This is a genomic window from Faecalibacterium sp. Marseille-Q0746 (assembly GCF_017377595.1).
GTDB lineage: Bacteria > Bacillota > Clostridia > Oscillospirales > Ruminococcaceae > Faecalibacterium > Faecalibacterium duncaniae.
In genome coordinates, this window is sequence record NZ_JAFREI010000003.1 from 88828 (window position 1) to 114562 (window position 25735).

The window sequence follows — 25735 nt, forward strand, 5'->3', positions numbered from 1 at the left end:
ATCACACCATGCAATCACATGACCTTTCCTTGCCTGCGTGGGGCCCCTACACCAAACGATACAGCGGCATTTCCCATGTTCCTGCGGCCAACGATGGTGTTCGATTTGACCTGTCCGTTTTTCCGGGAATGTATCGCCGCCGGGTCGATGTGCCCAATGTACGGTTTGAAAGCGGCTTTCACCCCTGGGCTGCGGCTCCGGATCTGAGCTGCTACATGTTCCGCCACGAGCTCCTGTGGAAGGATCAGCTGTATGCAGACATCTCTTTTGCTCCCTTGGGGGAGGATGCCCGGCTGATCCGTGCTGAACTCCACAACAATACAGATGCTCCGCAGAATCTGGTGCTTCATTATATGGCATCCGCCTGGGATCCCGTTCCGTCCTACCGCGGTTTCTCCCTGCCGGGCTGTGAGGTATCCCTGCCGGAAAACGCGGCCTTTGTCTGGGCAAAGGATTATGACACCCTGGATTTTTCCATCCATCGTCCCAATGAATGTCTGACCTGGGATGGTCTGCGCCGGGGCGAAGAAGCCGTTCCCGGCTTTGGTCAGGGATACGGCATTGGCATGGGGTTCGGCTGTTCCGAAGGCAAAGGACCTTTTGGACAGGTCGTGCCCAACGGAAAAGGGGACACCGTTACCTTTACGCTTTCCCTTACCGCGCCCCTGCATACCCCCTGTCTCTGTGTACGGTATTGGAATCCGGCAGATGAGAGTTCCGAGTACGATGTCAATGGTCAGGACACGCTGCGGCTGCCGCCCTGTCAGAAGCCTTCTATTGCCATCCTGCCGCTGAATGCTTCCATTCCCGCCGGGAAATTCACTCTGACCCTGACTGCTGCCGGTGTTGGAGGGGCGAAGCTGGATTGTCTCGCTCTGTGCGAGCAAGCGGACGCTGGTAACTTTACCGTCACCCTGCGTGGAGATGGCTCCCGGCCTCAGGCCGAGCCCGCCGCAGATGAGAACTATCTGACCCTGCAGTATCCCCATATTCAGGAGTGCTACGGGATCCTGTGGGACGATATCACCACCCATATTCGCACGATCGAAAACGACGAACTGGATATCTTTCTGCGTGACACCGTACACGACCATGTAAATGCCACGCTGCGCGGCAATGGAAAAGGGCATTACGTCAATCTCTTTATGGGGCCGATCCCCTTGGAGGCAGGACAGACAAAAGTGATCTATGGAGCGGTCTGTGCTGCTCCGGATTCTTCTGCCGCCGCGCTGCGCTGCCATGAGCTGCTAACGCGGCGCTGCGATTGGGAGCATGTATGGCAGCAGGCTTCTGCATCCCTTGCAGCACTGCCCGCTCTACCGGCTGCCGAATCGCTTGCCTTGGGCCAACAGTTGATGAATGCTGTTCTCTGCACCAACGTTGTGTATCCGGTGTACACGCGGGGACAGTATATCCGCCACTACACTCCCGGACGCTGGTGGGACTGTGTCTACACATGGGATTCCGGGTTCATTGGAATGGGTCTGGCTCAGACCAGCCTGCGCAATGCCTTTGACTGCCTGAACACCTACCTGATGCCCCCGGATTCTGTGGATGCTGCTTTTTTGCACCATGGCTCCATGGTGCCAACGCAGTTTTATCTGTATGCCGAGCTGTTGAATCGCACCAGCAGCAGAGAACTTGCCGCCTACTGCTATCCGCGCCTAAAGCTGTACTACCGCTTCTTCACCGGGCAGGAAGGCGGCTCCACTACCGCCAACCTGCACAGCGGCCTGCTGCGTCCCTGGGATTATTTCTATAATTCCGGTGGATGGGACGATTATCCCCCACAGCAGGAGGTCCATCGCCGCCGTTTGCAGGCCAGCTGCGCGCCCGTGGTCACAACTGCCCATGCGATACGCTGTGCCAAGATCCTGGCGTACACCGCCCGCCTGCTGGGCGAGACAGCCGACGCAGATGCTTTTGATGCTGATGCGCTTCGCTTGGGGCGTTCCCTGCAGACTGCATGGGATGAGGAAAGCGGTTACTTCGGGTACCTCCTGCACGATCCTTCTGGTGATGCTGCAGATATTCTGCGCACCGAGCAGGGTCTGAACTACGATATGGGCATGGATGGCGCTTCGCCGCTGTTTGCAGGTGCCTGTACAGAACCGCAGAAGAAACTTCTGTGGCAGAAGCTGCAGAGCCCGGAACACCTGTGGTGTGCCTGCGGCCTTTCCACCGTGGATCAGAGTGCGCCGTACTATCGGCGTGACGGCTACTGGAACGGCGCTGTATGGATGCCTTACCAGTGGATGTTCTTCAAATCTGCACTGGATGCGGGCCTTGCCGATTTTGCTTACCGCATTGCCGACACCGCTCTTACCCTGTGGCAGAACGAGTGTGCCGAAAGCTACTGTTGTTTTGAACACTTTATGATCGAAAGCCGCCGTGGTGCCGGCTGGCATCAGTTCAGCGGGCTTTCTTCTCCCATTGTACAGTGGTTTTCCGCTTACTACCGCCCCGGCACCCTCACGACCGGTTTTGATGCCTTTGTCCGGCATACGGATTGGGCACCGGACAACAGCGCCTTAAATGCCACACTGGATTTTACCGCAGCGGGCCGCAGCACTGTTCTGGCTGTTCTGCAGCCGGGTTCCAAGGCTGTTACAGCCTCTGTTCCCTGCACCGTGACCACACGCCATGATGGGCTGCTTGAGCTGACCTTTGCATTGGATGCTCCCTGCACTGTTACCATAAGCATCCATCCCTGAATCCACCTGTAAAAAGAAACGAACGATGTCTGTCCGAATCGGATGACATCGTTCGTTTTTTTTGCACTGAAATCAGTTGTCTCCTTTGCGAACTGCAGAAGGCGAGAGCTGATACTTCCGCCGGAATGCCTTATAGAATGTATTCGCTGTGGAGAAGCCGCACTGTTCTGCAATATCCGTAATATTCAGATCTGTCGTTCTCAGCAGCTGCATCGCATGATCCAGACGCAATTCTTCCACATACTCTGTATAGCTCTTTCCGGTTTGCTCCTTCAGGAATTGTGAAAGATACTTTTTCGAGATCTTGAACTGCTCCGCCGTCATTGCCGCATTGATCTCCGGATTCTGGAAATTCTGTGCCAGCCAGTCCAGAATATTCTTTTGAAGCGCATCATTGTGGCTATGCTTCAAGAACTGCACATGGTTGCAGATCTCCACACAGCAGTCCTGCAACCGGCTCAGCATCTGGCGGGCAGTCAGTTTAGAGTCATAACTGCACAGATAGGCGATATCCGGACAGCATACCCTTTCCGCCGTGTTCAGCAGAATGCCGCCTGCCGTGTAAAAATCCTGCTTGAAGTTTTCCGGGTCCAGATTATCCACCGAGAACAACTCACTCAGAAGCGAAACCGCTTCTTCCGTGCATCCGGAAAGCAGATACTCCCGAAGCCGCGCTGCATTGGTTGCATTGACCGTGGTACCGCGCTGCGCACTGCTGTTCCCCAAATAGCAGATCTTCTGTGTCGGATCCGCATAGGCCGCCACATTGCGGGCCTTCCAGTAAATATCTGACAGCTGCTCCATTTTCTCAAAAGGATCGCTCAATATCAGGGGAGTTGTCAGATGCAGCGCATCATACAGCTGCTCTGTGCGGAAACACATTTCCCGCAGTTCCTCTGCTTTATCCGTTTCCTGCGTCAGGATCACCAGGATCAGGTCATCTGCCGTTGCCTGTACATAAAATCTCTGCCCGTAAATTTGACGTATCTGCTCTGACACCACCACAGTACGCAGTTCTTCTTTCAGTGAGCACTCGGCGTTTTCCTGAAGAGATGGGATCAGCAGCAGGAAGTTATAGGCTTTCAGCTGCACCGCATCCGTCAGCTGCTGAAGGGTTTCCTGACTCACAGACCCTGTGCGCAGCAAAATTTCCATTTTGCCGTGTTCCAGCTCGCTGCGTGAATGCTCCAGTTCCCGCGCCAGTTCATGCTGGCTGTTTACATTACGGAGAAAGATCTCATTCAGCACTTTCCGTGATGCCAGATCCGACTCGTCCAGCGTGTCCAACATCGGACGCAGGCTGTTCATATCCTCCAGTGTCATGCAGACGCTGATCAATACACAGCCCAGAACGCCCACGATCAGATACAGACAAATTGCACGCTGTACTGCCAACAGACCCGCTTCGTAGAGCGACGGCGGCATTCCAATGACCGCCGTTGCATTCAGAGATGCCACATATCGCGTTGCCATCAGATAGCGCTTTCCCTGATAGGTCTCCCAACCCGTATCATCACTTGTCAGGGAAAGTGTCGTTCCGTCATAGTTGTTTCCCGCCAGGATCGTTCCGTCATCGGAAATCAGGCAAAAAAGGCCTTCCTCGCGCCATTGCTGCTGCGAAAGGAACATCGAAACGATATCTTTTTCCTTGATCAGCACCGTCATTGCGCCGCAAAGGCGGCCCGCCGTGTTCAGATAGGGCTGATATACTGTGACATACGAATTGCCATAGCTGGAATGCATCAGTTTGACAACATGGGCGGGCTTTATCGTCATTACGTCGATCTGATTCTGTGCATCCCATTCCTCCTGAGACACATCCTCATACTCAAGTGCTCCCGGGTAAAAATTGCTATGGCTTTCATACGCGCTCCGGTCATCCAATATGATGCCATTCCGCTCAAATGTAATATAGCTGTATGTGATCACAGAGGAATCGTAGGTCTTATCCTGTAACGATTTGCTGGCTCTCGTCAGTGTCTGATAATCTCCCAGAATACTGTTATCATAACTGCTGGCAAGCAGCGTATACTCCGTTTCGCTGAACAATTTGTTCGTTGTACTGCGGATGTTGCTCAGGCATCGCTCCAACTGGGTGGTGCCGATCGCCAGCATTTCCATCGTGCTGGAGGACTGCGCTTGGATCGTCTGGCGGATCATCAGGCTATACAGAGGAACCACGACCAGGAAAAACCCAACCGGAATACAAAGATACCTTAAAAGCCTTCGGATCCAGTTTCTAACAAACAGTCTCTTACGCATCTGCAAAAGCTCACTCCAAGCAATGATGATTTCTATGGAACTGTTGGCTGCACCTGTAAGGCGTTTATGGAGCTGGTGCATGTTGCACAGCTCCTCCCTCCGCAATTTCGCAGCATCTTTCTAATTATTTTACCACAGAAGGATTTTTTCCTCAACATTTTTATTGATTTGTAACAAAAATCCACTTTATCACCATGATTTTCAATGCTTGAAAATCTCTGTCAGATGGTCAATCACTTTGCTCTGCAAACCGTGTTGTCGTTCAAAGCCACCACCCGGGGCCTGATTGTCTGAGGGAACTCGAATCCCTGGCCCTCTGATTAAAAAGCTTACTTTGATGGACTTTTGTGCTCCGAACTGTTGCGAAACACACGATTTTACGGCATTTTTTGCGTTACTCCGCCCTGTAGCAGCCCCTCATGCATTTTCGAGTTGTCGCATTTTGTCGCACTTTTTTGCGGAACTATAATCGGGACTTTTTTCATTAGCCATGATAAACGAGAGTTCAGGATCCATAATTTCGGATAGATGGAAACTGCACGGTTTTCTGCAACAGGAAGAGTAATCTCGGGTGGTTCCCCTACCCTATTTCCGGGTGCTGCGCACATCAAAATTTCGCCGGAGTGAGTTTGGCGGTAGGTGTGGGGAGGGGTGGGGATTATTGCTTGATATAAAACTTTTCTTACTTCTTCACCCTAGATCATGGCTTGCGTACATCAAATCAGCCTCTATTAATATTTTCTCCACACCATTTTATTGACCACGCCAGTATAGCTCTGGATGATTTTCACGACTTTATCAGACACGTTCTCATCCACATAGTCCGGTACAGGAATGCCCAAATCACGATTCCGGTTCATCTCGACCGCCACATCCACAGCCTGCAGCAGATGGTCACCGTCAATACCGGCAAGGATGAAATCCCCCTTATCCAGTGCTTCCGGGCGCTCAGTACTGGTACGAATACACACCGCCGGGAACGGGTGCCCTACGCTGGTGAAGAAGCTACTCTCCTCCGGCAACGTTCCACTATCGGATACCACACAGAAGGCATTCATCTGCAGGCAGTTGTAGTCATGGAAGCCCAAAGGCTCATGCTGGATCACACGCTTGTCCAGCTGGAAACCACTCTGTTCCAGACGCTTTCGGCTGCGGGGATGGCAGGAGTACAGAATCGGCATATCGTACTTTTCTGCCATTTTATTGATTGCAGTGAACAGCGAATTAAAGTTTTTCTCGGTGTCAATATTCTCCTCACGATGGGCAGAAAGCAGAATATATTTACCCTTTTCCAGTCCCAGACGGGCGTGGATATCGGATGCCTCGATCTTGGCCAGATTCTGATGCAGCACTTCAGCCATGGGCGAACCCGTCACATAGGTACGCTCTTTGGGCAAACCAGTATCAGCCAGATAGCGGCGGGCATGCTCAGAATAGGCCATGTTCACGTCGGAAATGATATCGACGATGCGGCGGTTGGTCTCTTCAGGCAGGCACTCATCTTTACAACGGTTACCGGCTTCCATGTGGAAGATGGGAATATGCAGCCGCTTTGCACCGATGACAGACAGGCAGCTGTTGGTATCGCCCAGCACCAGTACGGCGTCTGGCTGGATAGCAACCATCAGCTTATAGCTTTCGGAGATGATATTGCCCATCGTCTCACCCAGGTCTGCACCCACGGCATTCATATATACTTCCGGATCTGCCAGCTGTAAATCGTGGAAGAACACGCCGTTCAGGTTATAGTCGTAGTTCTGACCAGTATGGGCCAGAATTACATCAAAGTATTTCCGAGTCTTGTTGATGACCGCTGCCAGGCGGATGATTTCAGGGCGGGTACCAACAATGATGAGCAGTTTCAGCTTGCCATTATTCTTAAAAGAAACATTGCTATAGTCAGCCATTATTTTTCTCCTCTCACACCGGCTCAAAGAAGGTGTCCGGGTGCTTCGGGTCAAAGATCTCGTTACAGGTCATGACCGTGACCAGATTTTCCGTCTCAGACAGGTTAATGATATTGTGCGTCCAGCCGGGAATCATGTGGACAGCCTCGATCTTGTCCCCAGAAACCTCAAACTCCACCGTTTCGCCAGTATTGATGTTCCGTTCCTGGATCAGACCATGCCCAGCCACCACAATGAATAGCTCCCACTTGGAGTTATGCCAGTGCTGCCCCTTGGTAATGCCCGGGCGGCTGATGTTGATGCTCACCTGTCCGCAGTCGGCGGTATGCACCAGTTCAGTGAAGGAACCACGGCTGTCCACGTTCATCTTCAAAGCATACTTGAACTTGTCAGTCGGCAGGTAGGTCAGATACAGGGAGTACAGCTTCTTGGCAAAGGAGCCATCTGGCATCTTGGGCATCATCAGAGTCGTTGGCTGCGCCTTGAATTCCTGTAGCAGATCCACAATTTCGCCCAGTGTGACCTTATGTGTCACGGGGACGCAGCAGTAACGGCCATCCGCTTTGAGAACCGTTTCCACACCATCAAATTCGCAGTGCTGCTCCTTGCCTTCCAGCAGGTCAAACATCCCTTCTACCAAGTCATCGATGTACAGCAGCTCCAGCTCGGTGCTACGGTCGTTGACAGTGAAGGGTTCGTCATTGGCAACCGCCCAGCAGAAGGTACTGACGGCACTGTTGTACTTGGGGCGGCTGTGTCCCATTAGATTCGGAAAACGATAGACCGCCACTTTTGCACCAGTTTCTTGGGCATAATCGAAGAACAGCTCTTCACCCGCCTTCTTGCTGCGGCCATACTCGCTGTTGCCAAAGCGTCCGGCCAAAGTTGCCTGAATGGACGAAGACAGCATGATGGTGGCCTTATTGTTGTGCTTTTTCAGGCAGTTCAACAGGTCAAAGGCAAAGCCAAAGTTGCCCTTCATGAAATCTTCCGGGTTTTCCGGGCGATTCACCCCTGCCAGATTGAACACAAAGTCTGCCTTCTGGCAGTATTCGTCCAGTTCTGCCGGGGTCGAATTCAGGTCGTATTCATAGATTTCATCAATATGCAGTTCTTTGCGGGTCTTGTTTTTTCCGTCTCGGATATTTTTCAGGTTGTTCACAAGGGCGGTTCCCACCATGCCCTTGGCACCTGTCACCAGAATGTTCATTTTCTCACCTCCGGGCGTACCGCTGTGCAATCCGGAACATCTGCTCCATCTGGCACGACTGCAGAATTGCAAACCGTCACATTGCTACCGATACGAGCATACTTGCCAACTTTTGCACCAGTGCGAACGACGCTATTTGCATAAATGAGCGCATAATCTTCCACGATTGCATCACAATGGATTTCTGTACCCGCATTCAGCAACACGCCATTGCCCACGACTGCACCATTCTGAACACAGGCATTCTGCAAAATGACACACCCATTACCAAGTTTGGCGTAGGGGCTAACGTAGGCACTGGGTGCAATGATATTCGGGAAAGTATAGCCCATTGCCGCAGCTTTCTCATATACCTGCACCCGGAAGTTGTTATTACCAATGCCAACCACGAGCAAACCATAACTCTTGCGCAACTCAGGCAAATTCGCAATCTCACCAACAACAGGAGTACCACAAACCCCAGTCCCAACAGGTTGTCCATCGTCCACAAAAGCGCAGTCATACTGGAGCATTGCCTGCTCGGCCACCATGCGTCCAAAACCACCAGCACCGACGATCAACAGTTTCTTTTTCATGTGAAATTATTTCTTCATAATAGTGTTTCTAAGCATCTTTTTTATCTTATCGAGAAATGGAATTCTATTAAGTCGAAAAGTTTTCCAAACTTTTTCATCGACTGGAATCTTTCCGATTTTTATGTATTTATCATATATTTTCAGCATTCCTTGTTCTTTTTCTGCCGGAAGATGTAGAATTGTGATTCGATTATATTCATAACAAGTTGAAATCAGCCTGAATCCTGCACCAGTCCAAAAACGATAAATATACGCTCCTGCATTCTTAATGCTTTCCCTCATCTCATTCGCTGCAAGAGATAAAATAAACTCATCACCTTTCGTTGTTATAAAATTTTTCTGGAGCATTTCATAATAGACCTGCTCGCATGTGTCAACAAAAGCTTTTGCATTCTCTGCAGATGCTGCAAAAAATTCTCCGCCATAATGTGTAATCAGTTTCCTTTGTCCGCAGTAACTCTCAATCTCATCACACAGCAGAACATAATCCCGTGTGTTCAGGCCATGATTGATATCATATAGCATGATATTCTGCCTGCATTCTGTCCAAATAGCATCAAAACTTCCCTGAATGTAGACATCGGTGTCCATGTAGCAAATTGACTCATACTTCATACAAGAGAGCTTTTTTAGGACGCAAAGCTTATAAAATGCAAGCGCCCATGTATAACTACCTTGAAATCTAAACTGGTCAAATGGGATTTCCATCACTTTAATCTCCCATTTATCAAAAATAGACAGAAATTCTTCAGGAATATTCCATCTGCCAAAGTTTGTAACTAGCGCAACATCCGAATCCGGATTGTAATATTTAGCCGAAATCAATGCCACACAAGCATTCTTTAAATATATTTCGATTTTGCCTTTTCCCTTTATAGAGACATTGACCCCTGAATTCATATTTTCTTCATAGGCAAACGGAATGCAAATCAAATTCATGCCAGTTGTTCCTCTTTACAGACTAATTTTACTTATCTTCTTTCAATGCATTCTGCACATACTCAGTGGTCATAATTTTCTTAACGGTACCTTCCACATCCAGCCGGGTGGTGTTGTGGCTGGTGTAAGACTCATCGGCCATGGTGTGGACCTCGCCCTTGACCACGAACTTATCGTAGTTCAGGTCACGATTGTCAGCGGCGACACGGAAGTAGTGCCCCATGTCCTCACTGCGCAGACGCTCCTCGCGGGTCATCAGGGTCTCGAACAGCTTCTCACCATGACGGGTACCAATGATGTTCGTGCCAGTGTCACCAAACAGCTGCTGAACAGCCTTTGCCAGATCACCAATAGTGGAAGCATCAGACTTTTGGATGAACAGGTCACCGGGATTTCCGTGCTGGAAGGCGAACATGACCAGATCTACAGCCTCGTCCAGATTCATCAGGAAACGGGTCATATTCGGATCCGTGATGGTGATGGGATTGCCCGCCTTGATCTGGTCGATAAACAGTGGGATGACACTGCCGCGAGAGCACATAACGTTACCATAACGAGTGCAGCAGATGGTCGTACCGCCACGCTCAGCCGCCACACGGGCATTTGCAAAGATAACATGCTCCATCATAGCCTTGGAGATACCCATGGCATTGATAGGATAAGCCGCCTTATCCGTAGACAGACAGACAACACGCTTGACACCGGCATCGATAGCAGCATGCAGAACATTGTCTGTGCCGATGATATTGGTCTGAACAGCCTGCATCGGAAAAAACTCACAGGACGGAACCTGCTTCAAAGCAGCAGCATGGAAGATGTAGTCAACACCGGGCATAGCGTCCTTGATGGACTGCGGGTTGCGGACATCACCGATGTAGAACTTGACCTTCTTGGCTGCTTCCGGGTGTTTTGCCTGAAGCTCATGGCGCATATCGTCCTGCTTCTTCTCATCGCGGGAGAAGATGCGGATTTCCTTGAGATCAGAATCCAGAAAGTGCTTCAGCACGGTGGAGCCGAAAGAACCGGTACCACCAGTGATCATAAGGGTTGCGTTATTAAATGCAGACATTTTTATTTCCTCCTATGTGCAGTCAAAACACATCTTTCAAGCAAATTGCATCAAGCATAAGTTTCACATTTGGTCGCATTTTGCGAATAAACAGTGGAAAAATCATGATTGTTGAAATTTGTGTTACTACTGATGCGAACGCAGCACCAGAAGCTCCAAACAATGGAATCAGAAAATAGTTCATTACAACATTTGTTATTGCCGACCCGATATATAGATATTTCAGATATTTTTGACAGTCATAACTTATAACCCAAACATTTCTCGCATCTCCCAAATAAGAAAATGCAATGTACCATGTAACAATTCTCATAGGGGTAATTGCTGGCAGATACGCTTCTCCATACAATATCAAAATGATGTATTTTGCAAACATTGTATACAATATTGAAACTCCAGCAGAAGTATAAAACACAATCGCATATAATTGCCTGCACTTTCGTTCAAAAAGCTTTATATCCGATTCAAATGCCTCCAATATCACCGGATACATTGAGTCATTGATTGCTGCCAGAATAAAACACCATAGACCACATACAGTAACCGCTGTTGAATAAAATCCAACTTCTGTCTCATCCATCATTTGCTTTAGCATCAGTTTGTCGGTACTTCCATAAATCGATACCATCAGTGAAACCAAAATAAAATGATGGCTACTATTCAACAATTCTTTTACTTTTCTCCACGAAAACGAAAGAGATGGTCCTCCATGCCTTCTATAATTGTAATAAAGGCATACTGCAACCACTAGATATTCGATTGAAGACGCTGCTGCAAACCACACCACATTCTTTTGAAACACAAGCAATGAGATTTTATAACCCATCATCACCGTGTATCCAATTGCGGATGCTATCGCAGCATATTTTGATTCAAGTTTTGCTTGGAACCAGTAGTTCAAGGTATCAAAAACCTGTGGAATTGCTCCCAACCCCAGCAACAATACTACTAAATGTGTTGTCCTTTCTTCTCGATCCAGAAAAAGTGTTGCAACCATAATAAGAACAACTGAACAGATACTTGATATCATCCGAACGCCAATAGCTGATCCTGTCGTTTTTCCCTCTTCATTTGGATGATCAATGAAATTTTTAACAATTACCGAATTGATTCCAAGTACACAAAATGTCGAAAAAAAAGATGTGAACGATGATGCATAATTAATCAAGCCATAATTTGATGGTCCAAGATAGCGTGCAGTAAGCATGCTGACAACAAAGGACAGACTCATCTGGTAAATCCGACCAATAATCATCCAGCTAGCATTTCTCGTCACTTTATTTTTAAAAATATTTTTTATTTTTTTCATTAATTTTATCTCTAAGCAATCATTTCACGATGTAATGTGCAAACTTATACACATAGAAAAGATGATGTGACAAAATAAACATCCATTGATTGCACTCCTTACTCGATGGAATATAATCTTCTTTATTATCAAGAATATATTCCAAGAGTTTTTTTTCTACATCTCGGTATTCGTCTCTTGTACGAACAGCCAAAATCCTAAGCACATTCATTCTTGCCTTCAGCAGCATATTCTTAGCAAGGTCATGCATTTGGGGAAATTGTTCTTCAATTTTCTTGTACTTCAAATCAGACACTTTCAAAATATCAAAATATTTTTCAGAAAAAACCGTCCTAGATGAACTTTCCGAATTCGCCCGATAAAAATAAATCACATCGTTTGTCAAAACAAAAACATTTTGTTTACAGAGAAGTTGAAATACAAAATAACTATCTTCATTTATTCTTATATCTGGAGTAAACCGAGTTTTTCCAATAAATTCTCTCCGAATCAATTTTGCACATGCGGAATACGTAAACAAGTGATCTTTTAGAGAATTTTCAAGAGCTTCTGCACCAGTCCAAATTATTCTGTCTTGAAAAAGTTCCTGATTCTCACAACTTCTTCCAGCAACAACATCCGCATTCGTCTCTTCTGCAATGTTTACCGTCTTTGCCAAGCAGTCTTCAATAAGCTCATCATCCGCATCGAGAAATACAACATAATTTCCAGTTGCTTCATCAATTCCTTGATTTCGAGCCAATGAAACCCCCAAATTTTTCTGATGAAAAACTGTTATCCGTTCATCAGCAAATCCATATTCTTCCGCTATTCGCCCTGATTTATCTGTGCTCCCATCATCAATCAAAATCAATTCCCAGTTTGTATATGTTTGTCTCAGCACAGACTGAATACAACTATCCAAATATTTTTCCGCATTATAAATCGGCACAATAATGCTTACAAGCGAATCATTTACCGAACCAATCATTTTCCATCACCTTCGCTTCGCTGCAGATTCCATTTTCATATGGACTTTTAGTTTTCTTGGCAAATATTATATTTTCGCACAAATCAATCAGTCTTTCTGCCGCCACATCTGCATTCCACAAATCTGCTATTGTATGGTAAGCATTCAATCCAAGCTTCATGCGATACTCGGCATCATCCATCAATCTACAAACCTGTTGTTCAAGCTGCTTTTGGTTTCCGTTTTCATAGATCAGACCATTCTCTTCGTCCTTGATCAAAAACGGAACCGATCCAATCGCATGGCTTGCCACAACTGCGCAGCCGCTGTTCATAGATTCATTCAGAACCGCGCCCCAGCCTTCATTGAAATCACTGGTGAAGAGGTAAATATCGGCTTTTTCCATATAGGAACGGACTTCACTCGCCTTCATAGCGCCAGGCATTTCCACGCAGTCTTCCAGGCTCTTATCTCTAATCATGTTATGGAGCTGTTCTTCCATTTCACCCGTACCAATAAGGGTCATTTTGAAAGAATAACCTTTTTCCTTGAGAGACTCCGCCAGCCGAATGGAAGCATCCGGGTGTTTCCATCCGATCAATCTTCCCGCCCACAGGATGGAAACGCACGGGCGCTTCAGACCATCTGATGCAGCCGACAGTTTTCCTTTCATCAGCTCATCCGGATCATATTTTTTTGCCTCCGGAAAATATCCCCATTTGTAGCATTTTCCACGATAACAGCCAAAACGAGCATAATCGTCTGCAGTATAGGCACTTGCTGCCAGCATATAAAGCGGTTTGGACTGGAATCGTCCGTGATGAAGCCACATCCCGCAAATGATATGCGCAAGGTTGTTCCAATGGATGCCCTTCTTCAATGGGCGCTCACTGTATTTGAAAGTCAGTTTATTCCTTTTCAGACGTGGGATAATATAGGAATCCGGCGCACTTCCAATGATCACAACATCGCTTTCAATAGCCAGTTGTTCAGCTTTTTTCTGCAGCTCATTGCTTTCATTTGCTTTTATCTCAAATGGGTATGTATCTTTATCCAGACTCCAGCCTAATTTGATGCGTTCCTCCGTCATCGGCTCAGTGGCAACAAATTTGAAATCCTCGCCCAAACGATTCACCATTGCCTTACAGAATGGAAGCTGATGCGGGCCAAGGAAATTTGATATAAATGTAATTTTCACTGTCTTATCCCTTTCTTCTGCTTTCATTTCCAGAACAGAACATACGGACTGACTCCCAGATATCCCCAGCCTGTATTCTTGTAGAAGTACAGCAGGCAGAACGCCACACATCCAACGTAAAGCATAAGTTTCAATTCTCTCGATCGGGTTGTTTTTTCAATCATTTCAGGAATCAAAAGGCATTCAAAGAAAGCAAAGTAATACCCCACCCGGCCAATATTCATATGATAAAGGCCCAAGCATTGGATTGCCGCAGCTAGATACATACAATTTATATACAGGTTCCACGGGGCATCACATCGAATAAGAAGGGAGCTCATAAACCAGATCAGAGCATACAATAAGAAACAGGCGTATGCTCCTGTAAACTGGATCGTATTATAGCTGCCAAACAGTGTCGCAGCGACTTGTATAATGGCCGGTGCCATGAAAATCTCAACTATAAATGCTCCAAGCATCAAAAAATGAACGATATGATTTTTGACTTTGATTTTTGAAAGCGGCCATACAACTATCCCAATCAGCGCAGACTTATGGAACATTGCTGCCAAAAGAATCAATGCTGTAAATTTGAGCCACTGCTCATCCTCCGCTTGGAGTACAGCCAGCAAAAACAGACCTATTGCAATCATCTGCCGGATTCCTGAGAAGGAAAACGTAAACAAGCCGAATGTAAAATAGATCAAGATGCTCAAGCACGGATTTTTTGCTCTTTTGTAAAAGAAGTAGAAAACTGGGGCCTGACATAGCACAGACATGATAGCAATAAACCCCTGCCTTGGCACATGAAATACAGCCAGTGTATGAATCAGGATACGAAAAATCAGCTCAAAGTTAAAAACGGGATCGAGCCATCCGCCCCGGGCACTGGCTGTATATCCCCGAAGATACTGTACCATATCTCCACCGACATATTCCGCACAGAGACTCTGCAGTAACACGGTTGACAAAAAAGCCAGACAGACAAAAGTCTTCTTTTTATCTTTCAGTCGGACGTGTTTTATCCCGCCATAAAGGATTCCTGTCCATAAAATCAATCCATAATAAGGAATCATATTTTAATCCGTACTCTGCTCCAAAATCTTTTTGTATATTTTCTCATAATTTTCCACCATTACTTTTTGAGAAAATATTTTTTGACCAGCTTCACAACAAATTTTCTTTTCTTCAGGATGATCAGATACATTTTTCACAGTGTCAGTAAGCTGTTCCATATCACCGTGTGGAATAAAATGCACGTATTTTTCTGGGAAGCTTCCTTCGCCTTCATCTCCATGAAAATAGAAACTGACAATTTCTGTACCACAGCAAAGTGACTCCAGACATGTGGTCGGAAGGCATTCACGATAGCTTGTCAATACCATCACATCAGCTGCAGAATAGAACGCCGCAAGCTCCTCCTGTCCATTTGCACGACCATAGTAGATACCACAAAAGTCTTTTGGGGGAGGGTTATTCAATCCGTCCACAACTACAACCACGTACTTTTCGGAATCCAACCGTTGGGACAATTCCGTGATAAACTTTCCGCCTTTTACAGGGTCGGTATAGCTTGCCGTTACATGAAGGATCATCTTGCGGTCGCCAACATTTAGTTTCTCTCGAAGAACCAGCGCTTCTTTTTCTCGATAATGAAATATATCTGTGTCAATTCCATTTAATACGGTGCGGATTGGATACTGCTTCAGTACCGGCGACTGTGTCGCTCGCTCTCCCACCCAATTCGAAACCGGACAAAGGATCAGATCATCAAACCCTTCAAATGCTTCTTTCATCTTCTTCCAGTTCCACGCAGCTGCTCCTTTTCTGGTGGAATTGATTGCTTCTTTTTGATTTGGGCAATTATGACAACCAGTCTTCCATTCATTGCATTCAAATGCATGTCCGCAATTTCCGGTATACATAAACTCAGCATGAAGCGTTAAAACGGTTGGAATATGATTCTTTTTCAGATAATTTAAAAGTCGATAGATATCCACAAAGTAACCATTGATGCACTGCAGATGCACCACATCCGGTTTTTCCCGCTCCAATCGGTGCAGCAGTGTCAGTGTTCCAAATGGTGTCACAGCATACGGATGACCTGTCAGCCGGGACAGAACATTCCATGCCTTCGCCTCGAACTCTGTACAGGTTTTATAAACCCCTGCTTCCTGTACTTTCTGACGACGTCCATATAAAACAACACTGTCAAATCCATTTTTCTGCATGTTTTTATGGATATCTCTCGTAATTTTTCCAGTGCTTCCATAGTCGTATACGCAATTAATTTGTAGAATTTTCATTTTGTGACTTATCCACTACTTCTTGCAGCCATTTGCGAACCTTTCGAGGGTTTACATCTGCGTTATGATTTTTCAACGCCAATGCTCTGGCATTTCTTACAATCTGCTCCCGTAATTCCTTATTTGTCAGAATCTCCTCGAGACCTTTTTCCAGATCTTCCGGCCTTGAAATCACATATGCGGCATTATTTTCTTTCAGATAATCGATTGATGCGATTCCCTCTGGACCATAAGCGATCAGGCACGGGCCATACATTAGTGACTCGGCGATTTTTGTAGAGACTGAGAAGCGAACCAACTCCATCATTTCCTGCTCAAAAGATTCTGTATGAATAACAGCCATACTGTTAGCCATAACTTCCAATACACTTTCTGCCGAAATTTCTCCACAAAAATTAATTCCTGGTGCTTTTTTTAGCGGTTCAATACAGTCAAATTCTCTTGTTCCAGAGTATACATCAATAACATTTGGGACATTTTCATCTCGCAGCTCTGAAAGCGCTTTTCCTATATCAATTAACGTCTTGTACCGGCCACACTTCAAATTTCCTATATATGAAACATGCCTTGCAGTTTGAGCTAATTGCACATTTTTCCTTTCTGCAACAGTATGTAATGTCAAACATTTTTTTTCAAAAAGCTTGCCATACGCATCATTCATCTCATCACAAATTGTAAAAATCATATCGCAATCTTTCGCTGTCTTGTTGACGACTCTCATAAAGTTTTTTTGCCTTATTCCCCCAAGAATCTCTTTTTTATTGCGATTATTTATAAAGAAATCATCCATGCAAACCATAATAAGTGGCTTATTCAAATATCTCGCAATTTCATCAGCGATTCTATATATAAATGCCCCATCCCCAGGAGCAAAAAATATAACATCCGCCCCAGTCCGATCAAGCCATTTTAGAAGTTCTCTGTTCTTCCACGAACTCAGTTTCCAGATCGTATCTCGTACAAAGAGCATCCACGCTTTATGCGCTGCTCCTAATTTATAAATTTCATCCTTTTCCGCTACTTCTTCGGCATCTTTCTTTTTAAATACCTCAGATTCCTTAGTAAATGATTTTCCTTGTATTTTATGATTCAGGATTGATTTCATTGCATCAGAATCTGAAAAGCAATAATATTTTTCACAAACATCTGTATTTTCAGGTACACCTTCGTGCAAATATAGCTGAGATATATCGTCTGGAGAAAAATCTCTAAAGTACCCCATCAAGGTCTTTCCCATATTATTTGTTTTGCTTAAAACCGGTTGACTTATAATTAATACCTTCATTTGATTTCCTCAGCCATATTCGACGCAGTGCTCACAAATAGTACTTCATCACGCCATTTACTGCGTATCTCACAAAAGCCCACGCACTGGTGGCCAGATTCAAATTCAACGCCTTGCGGTATGTATTCCATCGTTCTTTTGCCGCATTTCCCTTTTTATTTGACCTAGATCCTGTGACCTGCCGATAGTTCATCAGCACTTTCTCAAACACAAACTTCCTTAACTAATTTGGAGCCAATGCTGATCCACTGCGAATCACACAACTTTTGATGTACTGACCATTCCCAATGAATCCACTGCCCCTCATAAAACGGAACAACCTCATCTGCGTTTCGGCATACTTCCAGCCTGCCCGACGCTTGTACATCTCTGAACCGGCTCGCATATGCAACAACGGCTCCTGAATGTTATAGCCTTGATATCCAGCCATCAGCATCCGCAGCCAAAGATAATAGTCCTCCAGCAAATAGAAATCCTGATACGAACCGACTGCTTTAACCACTGACTTCCGGTACATTACGCAGGGATGATTGAACGGATTACGCTTCTTTGCAAACTCTACGATTTCCACATTCGTCTCCGGCGGCACTCGCTTTGCGTCAACAGTATTGGGGTCAGTTGTAAACTCCTCTACGATGCCGGAGCATATGCCCACTTCCGGATGCTCGTCAAACACGGAAAGCTGTTTCTCACAGCGATCCGGATACGCAATATCATCGCTATCCATCCGAGCAATCAGCTCGTTTTTACAGTACTTGATGCCTTCATTGAGTGCATTTCCAAGTCCACCGTTCTTTGCGAGACGAACAACATTCAGTACCGTACCCATCTCCTGTTGCTTTGCAAAAATCACTCCATCCAATGCATCATTCAATGGACCATCGCACACCAGCACAAAATCATCCGTCAGGAGTGCCTGTGCTTGAATGCTCTCAATTGCTTGCTTCAAATACTCTGGCTTCTCTTTGTGATAAACTGACATCAATACAGAATACTTGGAAGCCATCATGCAGCCTCCAGTTGTTCTTCATGCAGTTGCTCAGGGACGATCAGAATATCAAACGAAGCAATGTAAATCACCTCATTCCATACCCCCCCTCCCGGATATTTTTAGGTTCGTGTACTTAATCACATTTTTTATCATGTACCAGCCCTCATAATAAGCGGCCTCTATCGGATTCAATCCGATATACCGATATGTATTCCAATTCATCTTTGCAGCCTTGAACTTGTTGCCCGACTTCGATGATTTTGCAATTCTATAAATGAGCAGCGGCTCATCTACACCATAGGCCTTTCGTCCATCTTTCAGGATATTGAGCCACAGCGCAAAGTCTTCATGCATTCCATCGCCTACCGCATAGTACTTTGCATATAGCTCCTTACGGACAAGCGCAGAAGAATTAGATAAGACATTCTGTTTCAACAGCTGCCGGTAGGTAACTTCTGCAGGAGCAGCTAGATACCAGTCGATTGGTTTTCCATCCGCATCCATGAAAGCCGATCCGGTAAACAGCAGGTCTGCATTTGTTTTCTTTTGAAGATTGATCTGCTTTTCCAGTTTCTCCGGTGCCCACGCATCATCGCTGTCAAGAATAGCGACCCACTCACCGCTAGCTTCTTCCAGCCCATGTTTCCGGGTGTAAGAAACGCCGCTGTTCTTCTCATTCGAAATCAACCGAACCCGATCATCTTTTTTCACGATTGCTTCAGCCAACATTGCGGTTTTATCTGTCGAACAGTCGTTCACAACCAGAAGTTCGAAATCAGGGTACGTCTGGCTCAAGACTGAGTTGATCGCTTGTTCAATCGTTTTTTCAGCATTGTACGCTGCCATAATGATACTGATCAGACCAAAATCATTCTGCATCACTTCGTCTCCTGTTCCATCGCCGTGGTCGCACCTTCTGCCACACCTTCCGTGCTCTCCGGCATAAACAAGATCTTGACGGTTGCCAGCATGATCTTCAGATCCTCGATCAAGCTGGGATGGGCGATGTACATCAGATCCATCTGCAGTTTATCGTAAGGAGTCGTATTGTACTTGCCGTACACCTGCGCGTAACCGGTCAAGCCAGCCTTTGCCTGAAGCCGCAGTGCAAACTCCGGCATTTCTTCGCAGTACTGGGCTGCGATTTCAGGCCGCTCCGGGCGGGGGCCGACGATAGACAAGTCACCCTTGAGGATATTCAGCAACTGAGGAAGTTCATCCAAACGGCAGGCACGGATGATATGACCCACCTTGGTGATGCGGTCGTCCTTATCGCCGGTGGAAAGGCGAGCCACACCATCTTTTTCGGCATCCACACGCATCGAGCGGAACTTCAGAATCTCAAACTGCTTACCATCTTTGGTCAGACGAACCTGCTTATAGAACGCGGGGCCACCATCGGATTTCACCGCAATGGCTGTGATTAGAAAGAGCGGGCTGAGAACGATCAGCGCAATCAGGGAGATCACAATATCCATTGCCCGTTTCACAAACAGATACTCCGGGCTTGCCATATAGCGCCCCACCCGCAGAACCGGCAGATGGAACATGTGCATCGGCTGTGAACCGCTCATGATCACATCGCCCACACGAGGGATCACAAACACATTGATGCCCTGTCCCACACAGTATTTCAGGATGATATTGCGCTCATGGCTGTGAACACCGCTGATGAACACACTCTGCATTCCATCCAGCAGGCTCAGGTCGCTCAGACATTCTTCCACATTCAATGTCATCTTGACATCGTATTTTTTTGAAAGGCCGTATTCATTGATGAGCTTTTCCAGACCATGCCGGACATCGTAGACCACTGCGGTGGGCTGAGGCGGAAAAGTCCGGAAATACCAGGTATGGGCGCATCTTGCCCACAGGGTTGCCATCATGACCTGTCCGGCAATCGCCGCAGTACCCGGCAGAATATTGCAGAGCCGTCGAGACATCAGGCAGATCACGATATACAGGATGCCGTCTGTCGCCATTGCCGCCAGCACTTGCCCATAAATCAACTCCGAAATACGCTGCAAAGACATCCAGAACGCATCGTAGACTTTTCCCAGCAGGAAGAACAACACCGCAAACAGACCGATCATGGCCCAGTTGCCCTTCCAACCAAACTTTGCATAGACCTGATACGAATAATACAGCTCCCAACAAAGTGCAAACGGAATCGTGATCATAATCAGATCAATCACTTTCACGAACTTTAGCATTACATCGTGCTGAAATTTTGACATAGTACCCCAATAACTCCTTCAATTGTTTTCTTTGGTTCTCATCAGCCTTCCTGATGCTGCCGTGGGTCAAGCTTTTTCCACTGCATTTCAACAGCATCCAACAAAGCCTCATACTCCTCCTATCGCAATCAAGGAGTATCCTCCATTTGAATCATGGAAGATACCTCTTATTTTTCGCCTTGTACCAATTCTCGCCTTATTTTATCATGAATTTACCAGCACTTCAATAGAAATACCTTGTATCATTCCAAATTGACGGAGAAAAAAACAACATTCTAATGCAATTTTATCCGATTTTAGGCAAGAAATGCAATTTATGGAAATTGCGGAAGCGTTTCTTTGCTCACAAGGAGTTAAACAAGGGTCAAGTAAAGGGAGGCATTCAGATGGCAAAACGAGGAGAAAACATCCATAAGCGAAAGGACGGCCGCTGGGAGGGGCGTTATATCAAAGGGCGCACCGCCGAAGGAAAACCCGTATGGGGGTACCTGTATGGATATGCGTACAGCGAAGTCCGGGAAGAACTGATCAAGCAGAAAGCTCTGTCCGGATTCTATCAGCTCTCCGGGAAGTCGATGCATTTTTCAGAACTGGCAGCGCTTTGGCTTACGGCTCTCAGGCAGAGTGTCAAAGAATCCACATATGTTCATTATCAGTACACTCTGCACAAATATTTTCTTCCTGTTTTAGGCAGTCTGCCGGTCTCAAGTATGACGGATTCTTTGCTGGAACGTCTTTTTCTTCAAATTCTATCGCCCACAGACCGGAGCCACAAGCCACTTGGCGCATCCTCGGCACAGGAATGTCTTGGGATGCTGCGGCGAATCTGCAAGTATGCTGCACATCTGCACCTCATGCCGCCCATCGAGATATGCGTCAAACTGCCACACACACAGAAACCAGAACCACAACCCTTGACCCGGACAGAACAGGATTCTCTCCGGGAATTTCTTTTGTCAGAACCAACCACCCGTAAAATCGGGATGCTTCTGCAAATGGAACTTGGATTGCGAATCGGGGAGGTCTGCGGCCTGCAGTGGGGGGATTTTGATTTTGATGAAGGCACAGTAATAATCCGGCGCACTGTCTGTCGAATCTGTTGTGGGAATGGTCATACAAAAGTTGTGATCCAGACCCCCAAAACACAGCATTCTAACCGTGAACTTCCGCTTCCGAAGCCGTTGCTGAGAACTCTACGCAAGTTGCACAGAAAATACAGCGATACCACATGGTTTCTCTCCGGGAACGAGGAACGGCCTGTAGAACCACGCTGTTACCGCAAGAGCATCCAATGTTACCTGAATCAGGCCAGGATCCGAAAAATTCACCCACATGTTCTGCGTCATACGTTCGCTACGACCTGCCTGCAGGCTGGATGTGATATCAAAACCTTGAGCGAACTGTTAGGCCATTCCAATGCAACGATTACGCTGCAGCGATATGTTCACTCTGATCTGAACCGTATGAGACAGGAGCTGGAGCGCATTACACGCAGGCTTTATAAAGGGTCGGACAGGAGTTACAGGTTGAAATAAATCACGATGTCGCAGAAAAAATCAGACTATGCCCTCAACGATTCAAATGGAAGATACTCCTTGATTGCGGCAGGAGTGTGCGCATGTGGCATTGCGGCTGTCTTGAGCATAATGAGAGGACCTCCCCAGCGGCGATAGAGCCGATAGAAGCAGTATGGCAAGACCACTGTCATTTATCCGGCCAGCACCGGTAAGAGTCAATATTGCGTTAAAACTCACAGAGAACCACTCGGATGCGGTCATTTTTGACTGTCTCCCAGTGAGCACATCTTCAAAATACAGACAGGAACTCAATTGGTAAAAATTGTTGCACAGGAATCTTCCTTATTATATAAGCGGAATAAAAACGTGTGAGGAAAAATGGTGAATTTAGAAGAAACGAAGTATCATGTGGATTTTGGTGAATATTATGTTCGGATGACGGATAAGCAAAAGCATTATCTTGTGGTGCGCTCTGTCATCGACCGGATTCTTGCGGGGATTGCTCTGGTAATACTTTCACCGCTGTTTTTGATCGTGAGCATTGCACAGAAAATCAGTGCACCTGATGAGCCTGTTTTCTTTTTGCAGAAGCGTGTTGGAAAAAATGCACATTGCTTCAACATCATTAAATTCCGGACAATGAAAAGCTCTGCACCAAAAAATGTGGCAACAGGCGACTTGGCCGACCCACAAATATATATTTCAAGACTTGGGCGCTTTCTAAGAGACACCAGTATTGATGAACTTCCACAATTTGTGAATGTGGTCAAGGGGGAAATGAGCTTGATTGGCCCCCGCCCGTTGGTATATACCGAGCGTGAGATTCGTTTTTTGCGTCGATGGTACGGTGTATATCAAGTGACACCGGGCATCACCGGCTGGGCACAGGTCAACGGTCGGGATACGGTGGATATCTACGATAAGGTCTATTATGACCGTGAGTACGTCCAGAATGTCAGCCTGAAGTTTGATTTGAAGGTCATCTGGAAGAGCGTTCTGGTGGTGCTGGGCCGGAAGGGTGTCGTGGATGGAAAGGTTGATCCGGAGTTCCGGCAGGAAAGTATTGTGCTGCTGCGGGAAAGTCAGCTGGTGCAAAATAGGCAAGTTGAATGCACAGACGAGAATAAATTGCCGATGATGTGAGGAAATATGAAAAAGGTACTTTTTGTAACGCACAATGGACGTTTTTTAGTCCAGTTTGAATTGAATGATATCCAGATTCTGCAGAAACTTGGGTACGAGGTCCATTGTGCAACGTATTTTGACGGCGAAACTATGCGTGCAGACGCTGAAAACACCTTGAAGGAACACGGTGTGATCTGCCACTCAATTCCGATTGAACGTTCACCTTTGCGATTGAGAGAAAACCTGAACGCATATCGGGCGCTGAAATCACTGCTAAAAAAAGAGCATTTTGCGGGTGTGCATTGTCATACCCCTATGGGTGGCGTTGTTGGCCGTCTGGCTGCCAATGCCGCACACACGGCACCGGTACTCTATACAGCCCATGGTTTCCACTTCTACAAAGGCTGTCCATTGAAAAACCGGCTGATCTACCAGACCGCCGAGACTTTTTTGGCCCGCTATACCGATGCCCAGATCACCATCAATCAGGAGGATTACGCTGCCGCACAGAAATTCCCCCTGCGTGGCAAGGCGTACTATGTACCCGGAATCGGCGTGGATGTGAAGAAGATCTCTTCCATGCAGGTGGACCGAGCTACAAAGCGAAAAGAACTGGGCATCCCGGAGGATGCGTTTGCGTTCCTCACTGTGGGAGAATTGATTCCACGGAAAGGTCATGAGCTCTTGATCAGAGCTTTTGCAAAATCAAACATTTCGGGGGCACAACTTTTAATTTGTGGTAGTGGCAGAGAAAAGGAGCACTTAACTGCCTTGATTAAAGAACTTGGGATATCGGACAGAGCGCATTTGCTTGGCTTCCGGAATGACATCTATGAACTGCTGAAATGTGCGGATGCTTTTGTATTTCCATCCAAACAGGAAGGACTGCCAGTGGCTTTGATGGAAGCAATGGCTGCTGGCCTACCCTGCATTGCAAGCCGCATCCGTGGAAATGTAGACCTGCTGCCAGACAGCCGGTATCTGTTTGAGTCATCGGATGAAAGTACATTGTGCCAGTTGATGCAGAATGCTGTAAATGGAGTACAGGTTGACCAGGAATGCGCCCAGAATAAAAAAGCGCTGGAGCAGTTCGATGTGAAGAATGTCAGCGAATGCATGAGGAAAGTCTATACGACTGTGTTAGAAAAGAGTGCGGTATGAAGAAAAAAGCTCTAAGCATTATCATCCCAGTATACAATGTCGAGGCTTATTTGGAGCAATGCGTAAAAAGTATTCTAGATCAATCAACACCTGAGGTTGAAGTAATTCTTGTTGATGACGGATCGACAGATGACTCTGGAAAACTATGCGATAAATTTGCGGCGCAATCCAAAGAGCTTATTGTTGTTCATCAGGAGAACGGCGGACTTTCTGCTGCAAGAAATACAGGGCTGCGGTTTGCAACAGGTCGATATATAACATTTGTCGATTCAGATGACTTTATTGGAAATAACAGCATTCAGAAGATATTGTCATGGATCGAAGGATCCAGTGCGGATATTTGTTTTATGAATGCATGGAAGCTCTTCCCAAATGGGAGAAAAGAACTTTTGGATGTGCCAATACCACATGAAATGCTATGCAAAGGAAAGCTGAATGCAGTAAAGTATCTTTCTGAAATGAACAAATATCCTGGAAGCGCATGTGGAAAACTTTTCAGAAGAGCCTTCCTCACACAGAATAAACTAGACTTTCCAAAAGATAGAAGAATCAGCGAAGATCTCGGATTTATGCGAGACTGCATTCTAAAAGCAGAGCAATTTGATTCATTGCCCATCGACTTTTATTATTATCGTCAGGGACGAAGCAATTCTATTACAAATAAGATCACGAAAAAGTCTTTTGATGGCGTGGGAAAATTTGTGACAGAGTCTGCAGAAAAGTTGACTTTGCATAAAAAAGCAATTGGGACATTAGAAAGCTACGCCATGAGTTTTGCTGCATATGAGTATTCGATTATGGTTTGGCAGTATAGTTGTTTGACACCGTTGGAAAAGAAAGCTTCATATCCATTTCTCAAAGAATATAAATGGGTATTAGAATATGGAAAATCACAGAAAACACTTTTTGTACGCAAAACATCAGCCATACTGGGGCTTCGTATTACGTCGTCCGCAATGAAAATATACATGCAACTACGAAAATAAATCTATCCGAAGGAGC

At 46.3% G+C, this 25735-nt stretch carries 20 protein-coding genes; 5 read left to right on the forward strand and 15 right to left on the reverse strand.

The genetic code is table 11. The features are described 5' to 3' along the window. Nucleotides 1-8: 8 nt before the first annotated feature. Complete coding sequence (locus J3351_RS02985) at nucleotides 9-2714, forward strand: hypothetical protein (protein WP_207697101.1); 2706 nt, start codon at nucleotides 9-11, stop codon at nucleotides 2712-2714. Nucleotides 2715-2786: 72 nt separating this feature from the next. Here J3351_RS02985 and J3351_RS02990 read toward each other — a convergent pair whose 3' ends face one another. From J3351_RS02990 to J3351_RS03060, 15 genes are all read right to left on the reverse strand, one after another. Further along, nucleotides 2787-4895 (reverse strand): AraC family transcriptional regulator, encoded by a 2109-nt coding sequence (locus tag J3351_RS02990; protein ID WP_207697102.1) that lies wholly within the window; start codon nucleotides 4893-4895, stop codon nucleotides 2787-2789. An 812-nt stretch (nucleotides 4896-5707) separates the two neighbouring features. After that, nucleotides 5708-6883 (reverse strand): non-hydrolyzing UDP-N-acetylglucosamine 2-epimerase, encoded by a 1176-nt coding sequence (wecB, locus tag J3351_RS02995; protein ID WP_097770049.1) that lies wholly within the window; start codon nucleotides 6881-6883, stop codon nucleotides 5708-5710. Between the two features lie 13 nt (nucleotides 6884-6896). Then, a complete protein-coding gene (locus J3351_RS03000) occupies nucleotides 6897-8093 on the reverse strand; it encodes an NAD-dependent epimerase/dehydratase family protein (RefSeq protein ID WP_097770050.1) in 1197 nt (398 codons plus the stop codon). Continuing rightward, complete coding sequence (locus J3351_RS03005; protein WP_097770051.1) at nucleotides 8090-8668, reverse strand: lipid carrier--UDP-N-acetylgalactosaminyltransferase; 579 nt, start codon at nucleotides 8666-8668, stop codon at nucleotides 8090-8092. The genes J3351_RS03000 and J3351_RS03005 overlap by 4 nt, the downstream gene beginning before the upstream one ends. 6 nt (nucleotides 8669-8674) lie before the next feature. Then, complete coding sequence (locus tag J3351_RS03010) at nucleotides 8675-9607, reverse strand: hypothetical protein (RefSeq protein ID WP_097770052.1); 933 nt, start codon at nucleotides 9605-9607, stop codon at nucleotides 8675-8677. 28 nt (nucleotides 9608-9635) lie between these two features. Continuing rightward, complete coding sequence (locus J3351_RS03015) at nucleotides 9636-10676, reverse strand: polysaccharide biosynthesis protein (protein ID WP_097770053.1); 1041 nt, start codon at nucleotides 10674-10676, stop codon at nucleotides 9636-9638. Nucleotides 10677-10698: 22 nt separating this feature from the next. Then, entirely contained in the window at nucleotides 10699-11985 is a 1287-nt protein-coding gene (locus J3351_RS03020; RefSeq protein WP_156062107.1) for a flippase, read from the reverse strand. 19 nt (nucleotides 11986-12004) lie between these two features. Next, a complete protein-coding gene (locus tag J3351_RS03025) occupies nucleotides 12005-12955 on the reverse strand; it encodes a glycosyltransferase (RefSeq protein ID WP_097770055.1) in 951 nt (316 codons plus the stop codon). After that, nucleotides 12936-14159: a glycosyltransferase family 4 protein gene (locus J3351_RS03030; RefSeq protein WP_207697103.1), complete on the reverse strand. Its 1224-nt coding sequence runs from the start codon at nucleotides 14157-14159 to the stop codon at nucleotides 12936-12938. Before J3351_RS03030 ends, J3351_RS03025 begins: the two co-directional genes overlap by 20 nt. After that, complete coding sequence (locus J3351_RS03035; protein ID WP_207697104.1) at nucleotides 14156-15187, reverse strand: EpsG family protein; 1032 nt, start codon at nucleotides 15185-15187, stop codon at nucleotides 14156-14158. Before J3351_RS03035 ends, J3351_RS03030 begins: the two co-directional genes overlap by 4 nt. A 3-nt stretch (nucleotides 15188-15190) precedes the next feature. After that, a complete protein-coding gene (locus J3351_RS03040; RefSeq protein ID WP_097770058.1) occupies nucleotides 15191-16417 on the reverse strand; it encodes a glycosyltransferase in 1227 nt (408 codons plus the stop codon). Beyond that, entirely contained in the window at nucleotides 16398-17702 is a 1305-nt protein-coding gene (locus J3351_RS03045; RefSeq protein ID WP_097770059.1) for a glycosyltransferase, read from the reverse strand. Before J3351_RS03045 ends, J3351_RS03040 begins: the two co-directional genes overlap by 20 nt. Nucleotides 17703-17925: 223 nt before the next feature. Further along, on the reverse strand, nucleotides 17926-18711 hold the full coding sequence (locus J3351_RS03050; RefSeq protein WP_223384857.1) for a glycosyltransferase: 786 nt from the start codon (nucleotides 18709-18711) through the stop codon (nucleotides 17926-17928). A gap of 72 nt (nucleotides 18712-18783) precedes the next feature. Continuing rightward, on the reverse strand, nucleotides 18784-19572 hold the full coding sequence (locus tag J3351_RS03055; protein ID WP_186851505.1) for a glycosyltransferase family 2 protein: 789 nt from the start codon (nucleotides 19570-19572) through the stop codon (nucleotides 18784-18786). Next, the gene (locus J3351_RS03060; RefSeq protein WP_156062101.1) at nucleotides 19572-20930 is read right to left on the reverse strand and encodes a sugar transferase; all 1359 of its coding nucleotides are present in this window, start codon (nucleotides 20928-20930) and stop codon (nucleotides 19572-19574) included. Before J3351_RS03060 ends, J3351_RS03055 begins: the two co-directional genes overlap by 1 nt. A 386-nt stretch (nucleotides 20931-21316) precedes the next feature. Here J3351_RS03060 and J3351_RS03065 point away from each other — a divergent pair, with 386 nt between their 5' ends. From J3351_RS03065 to J3351_RS03080, 4 genes are all read left to right on the forward strand, one after another. Next, the gene (locus J3351_RS03065) at nucleotides 21317-22465 is read left to right on the forward strand and encodes a site-specific integrase (protein WP_156074709.1); all 1149 of its coding nucleotides are present in this window, start codon (nucleotides 21317-21319) and stop codon (nucleotides 22463-22465) included. Between the two features lie 363 nt (nucleotides 22466-22828). Next, the gene (locus J3351_RS03070) at nucleotides 22829-23590 is read left to right on the forward strand and encodes a sugar transferase (protein ID WP_243135937.1); all 762 of its coding nucleotides are present in this window, start codon (nucleotides 22829-22831) and stop codon (nucleotides 23588-23590) included. Nucleotides 23591-23596: 6 nt separating this feature from the next. After that, nucleotides 23597-24733 carry a glycosyltransferase family 4 protein gene (locus J3351_RS03075; RefSeq protein ID WP_207697105.1) on the forward strand — a complete coding sequence of 379 codons (1137 nt, stop codon included), beginning with the start codon at nucleotides 23597-23599 and terminating at the stop codon, nucleotides 24731-24733. After that, nucleotides 24730-25719: a glycosyltransferase family 2 protein gene (locus tag J3351_RS03080; protein ID WP_197037020.1), complete on the forward strand. Its 990-nt coding sequence runs from the start codon at nucleotides 24730-24732 to the stop codon at nucleotides 25717-25719. The genes J3351_RS03075 and J3351_RS03080 overlap by 4 nt, the downstream gene beginning before the upstream one ends. The last annotated feature ends 16 nt before the right edge of the window (nucleotides 25720-25735 follow it).

Bases quoted from the DNA above. Each gene is read 5' to 3' on its own strand.
- J3351_RS02985 (WP_207697101.1), top strand. From the start codon at position 9: ATGCAATCACATGACCTTTCCTTGCCTGCGTGGGGCCCCTACACCAAA.
- wecB (WP_097770049.1), bottom strand. From the start codon at position 6,883: ATGGCTGACTATAGCAATGTTTCTTTTAAGAATAATGGCAAGCTGAAA.
- J3351_RS03000 (WP_097770050.1), bottom strand. From the start codon at position 8,093: ATGAACATTCTGGTGACAGGTGCCAAGGGCATGGTGGGAACCGCCCTT.
- J3351_RS03005 (WP_097770051.1), bottom strand. From the start codon at position 8,668: ATGAAAAAGAAACTGTTGATCGTCGGTGCTGGTGGTTTTGGACGCATG.
- J3351_RS03010 (WP_097770052.1), bottom strand. From the start codon at position 9,607: ATGAATTTGATTTGCATTCCGTTTGCCTATGAAGAAAATATGAATTCA.
- J3351_RS03015 (WP_097770053.1), bottom strand. From the start codon at position 10,676: ATGTCTGCATTTAATAACGCAACCCTTATGATCACTGGTGGTACCGGT.
- J3351_RS03020 (WP_156062107.1), bottom strand. From the start codon at position 11,985: ATGAAAAAAATAAAAAATATTTTTAAAAATAAAGTGACGAGAAATGCT.
- J3351_RS03025 (WP_097770055.1), bottom strand. From the start codon at position 12,955: ATGATTGGTTCGGTAAATGATTCGCTTGTAAGCATTATTGTGCCGATT.
- J3351_RS03030 (WP_207697103.1), bottom strand. From the start codon at position 14,159: ATGAAAGCAGAAGAAAGGGATAAGACAGTGAAAATTACATTTATATCA.
- J3351_RS03035 (WP_207697104.1), bottom strand. From the start codon at position 15,187: ATGATTCCTTATTATGGATTGATTTTATGGACAGGAATCCTTTATGGC.
- J3351_RS03040 (WP_097770058.1), bottom strand. From the start codon at position 16,417: ATGAAAATTCTACAAATTAATTGCGTATACGACTATGGAAGCACTGGA.
- J3351_RS03045 (WP_097770059.1), bottom strand. From the start codon at position 17,702: ATGAAGGTATTAATTATAAGTCAACCGGTTTTAAGCAAAACAAATAAT.
- J3351_RS03050 (WP_223384857.1), bottom strand. From the start codon at position 18,711: ATGATGGCTTCCAAGTATTCTGTATTGATGTCAGTTTATCACAAAGAG.
- J3351_RS03055 (WP_186851505.1), bottom strand. From the start codon at position 19,572: ATGCAGAATGATTTTGGTCTGATCAGTATCATTATGGCAGCGTACAAT.
- J3351_RS03060 (WP_156062101.1), bottom strand. From the start codon at position 20,930: ATGTCAAAATTTCAGCACGATGTAATGCTAAAGTTCGTGAAAGTGATT.
- J3351_RS03065 (WP_156074709.1), top strand. From the start codon at position 21,317: ATGGCAAAACGAGGAGAAAACATCCATAAGCGAAAGGACGGCCGCTGG.
- J3351_RS03075 (WP_207697105.1), top strand. From the start codon at position 23,597: ATGAAAAAGGTACTTTTTGTAACGCACAATGGACGTTTTTTAGTCCAG.
- J3351_RS03080 (WP_197037020.1), top strand. From the start codon at position 24,730: ATGAAGAAAAAAGCTCTAAGCATTATCATCCCAGTATACAATGTCGAG.